Annotated in this window: 8 protein-coding genes and 1 rRNA gene; 5 read left to right on the top strand and 4 right to left on the bottom strand. The window is 62.9% G+C overall.

Translation table 11 applies throughout. The annotated features are described in order from the left end of the window. Nucleotides 1–63 precede the first annotated feature (63 nt). A 5S ribosomal RNA gene (rrf, locus tag H3H51_RS15090) occupies nt 64–179 on the top strand. Between the two features lie 154 nt (nt 180–333). Here rrf and queD read toward each other — a convergent pair. Beyond that, nucleotides 334–690: a 6-carboxytetrahydropterin synthase QueD gene (queD, locus tag H3H51_RS15085; protein ID WP_183089866.1), complete on the bottom strand. Its 357-nt coding sequence runs from the start codon at nt 688–690 to the stop codon at nt 334–336. 106 nt (nt 691–796) lie between these two features. Continuing rightward, nucleotides 797–1,876 carry a patatin-like phospholipase domain-containing protein gene (locus H3H51_RS15080; RefSeq protein WP_183089865.1) on the bottom strand — a complete coding sequence of 360 codons (1,080 nt, stop codon included), beginning with the start codon at nt 1,874–1,876 and terminating at the stop codon, nt 797–799. Between the two features lie 188 nt (nt 1,877–2,064). Between H3H51_RS15080 and H3H51_RS15075 the strand changes: the two genes are divergently transcribed. From H3H51_RS15075 to H3H51_RS15060, 4 genes are read left to right on the top strand one after another with little or no spacing between them, the layout of a single operon-like run. Then, complete coding sequence (locus tag H3H51_RS15075) at nt 2,065–2,373, top strand: PepSY domain-containing protein (protein ID WP_183089864.1); 309 nt, start codon at nt 2,065–2,067, stop codon at nt 2,371–2,373. Next, a complete protein-coding gene (locus H3H51_RS15070) occupies nt 2,373–2,684 on the top strand; it encodes a PepSY domain-containing protein (protein WP_183089863.1) in 312 nt (103 codons plus the stop codon). The genes H3H51_RS15075 and H3H51_RS15070 overlap by 1 nt, the downstream gene beginning before the upstream one ends. After that, on the top strand, nt 2,684–3,352 hold the full coding sequence (locus H3H51_RS15065) for a response regulator transcription factor (protein ID WP_183089862.1): 669 nt from the start codon (nt 2,684–2,686) through the stop codon (nt 3,350–3,352). The genes H3H51_RS15070 and H3H51_RS15065 overlap by 1 nt, the downstream gene beginning before the upstream one ends. Continuing rightward, complete coding sequence (locus H3H51_RS15060) at nt 3,349–4,662, top strand: sensor histidine kinase (protein WP_183089861.1); 1,314 nt, start codon at nt 3,349–3,351, stop codon at nt 4,660–4,662. Before H3H51_RS15065 ends, H3H51_RS15060 begins: the two co-directional genes overlap by 4 nt. A gap of 122 nt (nt 4,663–4,784) precedes the next feature. Here the strand turns inward: H3H51_RS15060 and H3H51_RS15055 are convergent, their stop codons facing one another. Together H3H51_RS15055 and H3H51_RS15050 are read right to left on the bottom strand one after the other, a co-directional pair. Continuing rightward, entirely contained in the window at nt 4,785–5,381 is a 597-nt protein-coding gene (locus tag H3H51_RS15055) for an NADPH-dependent FMN reductase (protein WP_183089860.1), read from the bottom strand. Nucleotides 5,382–5,508: 127 nt separating this feature from the next. Next, nucleotides 5,509–7,653 carry a methyl-accepting chemotaxis protein gene (locus tag H3H51_RS15050; protein WP_183089859.1) on the bottom strand — a complete coding sequence of 715 codons (2,145 nt, stop codon included), beginning with the start codon at nt 7,651–7,653 and terminating at the stop codon, nt 5,509–5,511. Nucleotides 7,654–7,735: the final 82 nt, after the last annotated feature.

The raw sequence follows: 7,735 nt of genomic DNA, 5'->3' as shown, positions 1-7,735 counted from the left end.
GTGCACCGATATCACATACCCAATTAGCTGTTGCGACTAAACACCGAAACAGCAAACGAATTGCTTGACGACCATAGAGCGTTGGAACCACCTGATCCCATCCCGAACTCAGTAGTGAAACGACGCATCGCCGATGGTAGTGTGGGGTTTCCCCATGTGAGAGTAGGTCATCGTCAAGCTCCTATCCCCAAACCCCCAATCCGTGTAAACGGGTTGGGGGGTTGGCTTTTGGGGGCGAAAAAGCCAAGGCGGCCTTTCTAGGCAAGCATGCCTTGCCTATATAGCGCTCATAAAAAAGCCACCCGTAGGTGGCTTTTTGCATTCTAGGTCTAATCAATCGCCACGGTATTCGCATCCGCTTGTGCAGGTCTCGTGCACGCGAATGCGCGAGAGCTCTGGCAGCAAGGGTTTGAGTTGCTGCCAGATCCACTTGGACAGGTTCTCGCTGGTGGGGTTTTCCAGTCCGGCGATATCGTTCAGGTAGTTGTGATCCAGCAGGTCGTAGATCGGCTTGAAGATCGCCTTGATCTCGGAAAAGTCGCGAATCCAGCCGGTATAGGGGTCTACTTCACCTTCGATATAAACCGCGACGCGGAAGGAATGCCCGTGTAGGCGGCCGCACTTGTGGCCAGCTGGTACGTGGGGCAGGAGATGGGCGGATTCGAAGGTGAATTCTTTGAAGAGTTCCAAGATCTGACGCTCTGAAATGGAGGGTCGTGGCACGGCACGAAACGGCGTGCAGTTTACCAGTTACTCCTTCGATGGCGTCGCTCAGGCTATGAGTGGCGTTGACGCTTTACAGTGCTTGTAAGCGTTCACCCAGACGACCGCTTTCGACGAGTTCGAGAAATTCGTCTCCCAGTCGAGTGCTTTCGGCCATGGCCTGGCGCCAGTAGCGTTCGCGGCCATTGTCGTCGCCAAGGTAGCGCTTGAAGTCGCTGCGATCGGGCAGTTTGCCGTGGGGCAGGGTGGCCAGGTACTCGCGGGAAGGTGCTAGCAATAGCACATCCTGCAGGCGCTCGGCATTGCCGCGGCGCCAGGGGAGGCCCTTGTCGAACCAGCCTGGAATAACCTTGTCGGTGAAGTGCGGGTAGAGCACCACGCCATCGGTGTCGTAAGGCAGGTCGAGGTGATAGTCGAGCAGGCCACCGTCACGGTAGGCGCCAGGTTCCAGCCCCGGAATTTCGCGGATGGCCTCCATCACCATGGGAATCGAGCCGGATGCCAGAAGCGCCTGGCGCAGGTTGCTGGTATCGAGGGTGTGGAAGTGCGAGCGGAAGTCGTTGAGTGCGGCCAGCGGTGGGGCCTGGCGGGCGTCATGCAGGATCACCCGATCGAAGTGGCGATTGAGGCGACTGCGGTTGAGCAGGTTGTTACCGATCACCGAAGACAATCCCAGGCTGAGTGCGCCGCGGTGGTCATGGCGCAGCAGGCCGTGGCTCTTTACTACCACGATGTTCAGGCGATACAGCGGGTTGGACAGAAGCGCCTCGTCCTGGTCGGCGAGCAGTGCATTGAGTAGCTCCACGCAGCTGCGGGAGATCTCGGCCATGGTCACGCCCTTGGCAAAGCGCTGGCTGGTGTAGAGCTCTCCCAGACGGCGGATCCCTGCACAGGCATCCGGCAGGCAGGCACTGGCAAAGCGCCAGGAACCGATGGAGGCGCCAATCAGCGTGCGCTCGCGTGGCGCCCTGGGTAGCCAGTCGCCGAACAATGCCAGGTCCAGTCCTTGAATACCCAAGCCCTTCGGGCCTCCCGCGGCGCCGGGCAGGATGCCGACGTCGGCTGGCTGCAGGCCACGTTCACGAATGCGCGCGAGGGCGCGTTTGCCGGCACGCAGGCTGAGGGCTGGGGACTTGATCTGGATGGCGGTCATGCTGGTCTCCGTAAAACGAAGCAGCGATTATAGAGGCGCAATCAGTCAGGCCAAGCGGCTTCAGCGCGTGAATAATGCATCTGCGCCCTGCTTTGGGAAGGCCTGTAAATGAATTCAGTTTGAGTTAAGACGGCCTGGGTATCTTGGATTCCGTAGAAACACACCACGTTTTCCAAGGAGATACCCTGATGAAAAAGCTGACTACTCTGTTTGCCCTCGCTACCCTGGCCACTGCTGCAAACATGGCTCAGGCCCGCGACCTGGGGCCGGATGAGGCGCTGAAGCTGCGTGATGCCGGTACCGTGCAATCGTTCGAAAAACTTAACCAGGCGGCCTTGGCCAAGCACCCGGGCAGCAAGGTCGAAGAGACCGAGCTGGAAGAGGAATACGGCCGCTACATCTACCAGGTCGAGCTGCGTGATGCGCAGGGCGTGCAATGGGACCTTGAACTGGATGCCAGCACTGGTCAGGTTCTCAAAGATCACCAGGATGACTGATGAAATTCGTGGCACGTTATAGCGGCATCGTCGTACTGGTTCTCGCGGTGCTTGCGCTTCAGGCGCAGGCCCGTGACCTGGACCAGGACGAAGCGCTACGCCTGCGTCAGGATGGCGTGATCCAACCGCTTGAGCAATTGATGCAGCCCGCCCTGGCTCGTTACCCCGGGGCGACGCTGCTGGAGGCCGAGCTGGAGGAAGAAGACGATACCTATGTTTACGAGATCGAGCTGCTGATTGATGGCGTGGTGCGTGAGCTGGAAGTGAGCGCCCATGATGGCCGCATACTCAAGGATGAACTGGAGGACTGATGCGTCTGTTGCTGGTTGAGGATCATGTACCCCTGGCCGACGAACTGGTCGCAGGATTAGGTAAGCAGGGCTACGCGGTCGACTGGCTCGCCGATGGCCGCGATGCCGCTTATCAGGGGGCGACGGAGCCCTATGACCTGATCATCCTTGACCTTGGCCTGCCTGGTCGGCCGGGGTTGGAGGTATTGCAGGAATGGCGCGCGGCCGGCCAGGCAACGCCGGTGCTGATTCTCACGGCCCGGGGCTCCTGGGCCGAGCGCATTGATGGCCTCAAGGCCGGCGCCGATGATTACCTGACCAAACCATTCCATCCCGAGGAACTGACCTTGCGCATCCAGGCGCTGTTGCGCCGTGCCCATGGTCTGGCCAATCAGCCACAGCTGGAGGCGGCGGGCCTGCAGCTGGATGAGGCGCGGCAATGTGTGGCCCTCGATGGCCAGACGATCGAGCTGACGGCTGCCGAATTCCGCCTGCTGCGTTACTTCATGCTGCACGCGGGGCAGATCCTGTCCAAGGGCCAGCTGGCCGAGCACCTCTACGACGGGGAGACCGAGCGTGACTCCAATGTCCTGGAGGTTCACGTCAATCGGCTGCGCGGCAAGCTGGGTCGCGAAGTGATTGAGACCCGACGTGGCCAGGGCTATCGTTTTAGTGGAGTGGCCGGGTGAGGTCGATCCAGCGCCGCCTGAGTCTTGGCCTGGGTGGTGTGCTGCTGGTCGTCGGCCTGGCGCTGGTCCAGGGCAGCCTGATGCTGTTCGACAATGGCCTGCGGCAGTTCCTCCAGGATGGCCTGAAGGATGAGGCGCAGAGCCTGCTGGTGGCCATCGTGCGCGGGCCCAATGGTGTGCAGTTGGATGAGCGTCGGGTCGATCCGTCGTTCAGTCGTCCCTTTTCCGGGCATTACTTTCGTATCGACTTTGCCGAGCAGACCTGGCGCTCGCGCTCACTCTGGGATCGTGACCTGCAACACCCCGCCAATGCCGGCCTGCAGCCAGAGCTGGGTGACGGGCCGAGGGGGCAGCATCTGCTGGTCTATCGCGCCGATTATCAGCGCTTTGGCCAGCACTTCTCGATCAGCGTGGCGCAGGACTACACGCCGATCCTGAAAAACTTCCGCCGTCTGCAATGGCTGGCCCTGGGGTTCGGTGGGGGCGCCTTGTTGCTGATTCTCCTGGCGCAGCGCTACACCGTGCGCGCGGCCCTGCGTCCGCTGGAGCGCGTACGCCAGCAGATCGCGCAACTGCAGCAGGGACGACGCAACGAGCTGGACAGCGTCGTGCCACTGGAGCTGGAACCGCTGGTGGCACAGATCAACCGCCTGCTCGCGCATACCGAGGACAGCCTCAAGCGCTCGCGCAATGCCCTCGGCAATCTCGGCCATGCCCTTAAGACGCCCTTGGCGGTGTTGGTCAGCCTGGCCAACCGCGAGGAGTTGCAGGCCCATGCCGAATTGCGCTCGACGCTGGGTGAGCAACTGGCGCAGATCGAACAGCGCCTGGCGCGGGAACTGGGGCGCGCGCGGTTGGCTGGCGATGTACTGCCCGGTGCGCATTTCGACTGTGCCGAAGAGTTGCTGGCGCTGTTTTCCACCCTGGGAATGATCCACAACCGTGGCCTGCTGCTGGATTGGCAAGCTGCACCGGGCCTGAGTCTGCCGTGGGATCGCGAAGATCTGCTCGAGCTGCTTGGCAATCTGCTGGATAACGCCTGCAAGTGGGCGGATAGCCAGGTGCGCCTGAGCGTCGTTGCAGGGTCTGCGGGCTATCACCTGTGCGTCGATGATGACGGGCCCGGTATTGCCAGCGAGTTGCGTGACGAGGTTCTGGCACGGGGCAGTCGCCTGGACGAGCAGGTCGCCGGGCATGGCCTGGGGCTTGGGATCGTGCGCGACATGGTTGACGCCTGGGGCGGTCGGCTGTTGTTGCAGGACAGCCCCCTGGGTGGTTTGCGCGTGGCTATCGAGTTGCCGCAGCGCTGATAGGGCGCCGTAGCCGTAGGAGCCGTGTTTGTTCGGCCCAGAAAAAACGCCGCGGCTCGGTCACGAGCCGCGGCGTTTTTTATTCAGAGGACAGCAGTCCGATAGATGACCGGCTGCTTCTGTCACATGCCGTTGGCGAAGGCCGCGACATTCAGGTCGATCGATTCGCGCACCGGCTTCAGGGCCACGCCATATTTGCCGAGGATATCCAGGGCGTAATCGACGCGGGCGCGGATGCGCTGATCGTCCTCATTGGCGGCAGGGCCGTCATTGAGGACGGCTGTGACGTTACGCACGATCAGGTGCTCGGGCAGGTAGCCAAGGCGGCAGTTCTTGTAGCCGGAGGCGCGCAGTTCGCTGATCGGGTAAGCGCCGCCGATACCGGAGGACACGCCCACCAGCAGGGCGGGCTTGTGCGCCAGCTCAAACTTGCTGGCATACAGGAAGAAGTTCTTGATCGCCGGGGCGGCCATGCCATTCCACTCGGGGGCGATCACCACCACGGCGTCGGCGGCTTGCAGGCGCTGCTGGTAGTCGCTCCACGGGCCTTGCTCGTCGCTGGGCCAGAGCGCCAGCGGCTGCGCGCCGAGGTCGATCACACTGGTGCTGGAGGCACTGCCCAGGTCCAGTTCGATGAGGCGTTGGCGGAGGAAGTTGGCGACCTTGGCCGACTGGCTGTCGCGGCGGCTGGACCCGGCGACCAGAACGATATTCAGCATGCGGAAACTCTCGTGGGAAGACTGGCGCAGAGACTAGCGAGCGCTCTACGGCGCGGCAAGGGCGGCGGCGCCAGGGATGGGGACGGAACAGGTCAGCCTGGCGCGATCAGGCGCCAGGCTGAGGCGGTCAGACGCGGAACTGGTCCATCAGGCCCTGCTGGTGGTTGGCCAGGCGGTTCAGCGATTGGCTGACTTGCGCAGACTCATCGGCCTGGCCGGCGAGCGTCTCGGTGACATCGCGAATGCTCGCCACGTTGCGGTTGATCTCCTCGGCGACCGCGCTCTGTTCTTCCGCGGCGCTGGCGATCTGCAGGTTCATGTCGGTAATCACGGTGACCGCATCGCCGATGCGGCGCAGTGCGGTGACGGCCTGTTCGACCTGCTCGACGCTGCCCTGGGCCTGCTTGTGGCTGCTGTGCATGGAGCTGACCACTTCGCGGGTGCCGTTCTGCAGGCCTTCGATCACCTGGCGGATTTCCTCCACCGAATCCTGGGTGCGCTTGGCCAGGTTGCGTACCTCGTCGGCGACCACCGCGAAGCCGCGCCCGGCCTCGCCGGCGCGGGCGGCTTCGATGGCGGCGTTGAGGGCGAGCAAGTTGGTCTGTTCGGCGATGGCGCGGATCACTTCGAGTACCGAGCCGATCTTCTCGCTGCTGCTGGCCAGGCCTTCGACTTCCTGCATGGCCGAACTCAATTCGCTGGCCAGTTGCTCGATCGACAGGGTGGTGCGATCGATAACCGCCAGGCCATCGCGGGTCGCGGCATCGGCGCCGCGAGCCGCATCGGCGGCCTGTGCGGCGCTGTTGGCCACGTCATGGGCGGTAGCGCTCATTTCCTGGGACGCGGTGGCCACCTGGTCGACTTCGCGGAACTGTTGCTGCATGCCTGCGCTGGTCTGGTTGGCGATGGCGGAAGACTGGTCGGCGGTGCTGCGTGCGTCCTGCACCGAGTGTTTCACGTCGGCAATGATCGGCTGCAGCTTGTCGAGAAAACGGTTGAACCAGCCGGCCAACGAACCCAGTTCGTCGGCCTTGCTGTATTCGAGGCGGCGGGTCAGGTCGCCTTCGCCGCTGGCGATGTTCTGCAACATGCTGGCGACTTCGAGAATCGGCCGGGTCACGCCGCGGGCGGTCAGCCACATCAGCAGCACGCCGCAGAGGATGGCAATCAGAGCCAGTACCAGGCTGAACAGGGTGTCGCCGGTGCGCTGCTCATCCAGTTGCTGTTCGAGCTTTAGGGCGGGGCCGAGCAGGGTCTTCTTCGGCACTTCCAGCAGCACGGCCCAGGGTTTGGCGTTGGGGATCGGCAGCAGCGGCTCGAGCACGCGCAGCATACTGTCGTGTTCGAGGAACTGCGAGGTGCCAGAGCCGACCAGGCTTACCAGTTCGCTGCTGTGCTCCGGGTAGGCCTGGATCGCTGGCTTGCCCAGCAGGCTGGCGTCGCGGCTATTACCGGCCAGCAGGCCGGCGGCGCTGATGATGCTGACATGCCCTTCGCCGTTGTAGAGCTCCTTGTTGGCGCTGACGCTGAGCTGCTGCAGGCTGGCCAGGCTGATATCCAGGCCAAGCACGCCGATGATTTTGCCGTTCTGCTCCAGCGGGAAGGCGATGCTGGTCATCAGCACCTGCTGGCCGCCGATGTCATCGAAATAAGGGTCGAGCACGCAGGGTTTTCCGGTTGTGCGCGGGCAGGTGTACCAGGCGTTGTAGGGCGCGCCGCTGGGGCCTGCGGTGGTGTCGGCAAGCAGGTCTTCGTTCATCGGCTCGGCTTCGAGCTGGCCCGGGGTGCTCTGCGACCAGTAGAGGGAGAAGCGCCCCTTGTCGTTGCTACCCAGTTCACTCTGGCCGGCAAACAGCTCGTCCTTGCCATCCAGGGCGTTGGTTTCGAACACCACGTACAGGCCGAGCAGGTTGGGGTTGGCGTCGAGGGCGGTGCGCACCTGGCGGGTCAGGTCCTCGCGCAGGTCGAAGGCATCGAGGAAGCGCTTCTCGGCCTGGTCCTTGAGGAACAGCACCTGGCGGGAAAAACCGTTGCCGTACTGGTAGGCGTCCATGAAGTAGCGCTGGATGCGGATACCCTGCAATTCACCCCGGCCGGCCATGCGCAGGCGGGCAGATTCTTCGAGCATGCTCGAACTGGAACCTTTCACCAGCTCGGCGCTGTGCTGCGATTGGTAGAGCGAGGAGCCCACCAGCAGCGTGACGATGGCAACCAGGCAGAGCCCGGCGAGGAGGGTGATCTTCCACTGGATGGAGAAGCGGGAGGACAGCATGGGCAGGGCCTTCTTCGTCAGACTACTAGCTCTATATCGGTGCGCCGCGGGCAGACTTGATGCGCGCGGTGGCCCAATTGGC

This window comes from Aquipseudomonas ullengensis (genome assembly GCF_014174475.1).
In the GTDB taxonomy this organism is placed as follows: Bacteria; Pseudomonadota; Gammaproteobacteria; order Pseudomonadales; family Pseudomonadaceae; genus Aquipseudomonas; species Aquipseudomonas ullengensis.
Note: the sequence above shows the minus strand (reverse complement) of the source record. Positions and strands in the feature narration are given on the sequence as shown.

Bases quoted from the DNA above. Each gene is read 5' to 3' on its own strand.
- H3H51_RS15080 (WP_183089865.1), bottom strand. From the start codon at position 1,876: ATGACCGCCATCCAGATCAAGTCCCCAGCCCTCAGCCTGCGTGCCGGC.
- H3H51_RS15075 (WP_183089864.1), top strand. From the start codon at position 2,065: ATGAAAAAGCTGACTACTCTGTTTGCCCTCGCTACCCTGGCCACTGCT.
- H3H51_RS15070 (WP_183089863.1), top strand. From the start codon at position 2,373: ATGAAATTCGTGGCACGTTATAGCGGCATCGTCGTACTGGTTCTCGCG.
- H3H51_RS15065 (WP_183089862.1), top strand. From the start codon at position 2,684: ATGCGTCTGTTGCTGGTTGAGGATCATGTACCCCTGGCCGACGAACTG.
- H3H51_RS15055 (WP_183089860.1), bottom strand. From the start codon at position 5,381: ATGCTGAATATCGTTCTGGTCGCCGGGTCCAGCCGCCGCGACAGCCAG.
- H3H51_RS15050 (WP_183089859.1), bottom strand. From the start codon at position 7,653: ATGCTGTCCTCCCGCTTCTCCATCCAGTGGAAGATCACCCTCCTCGCC.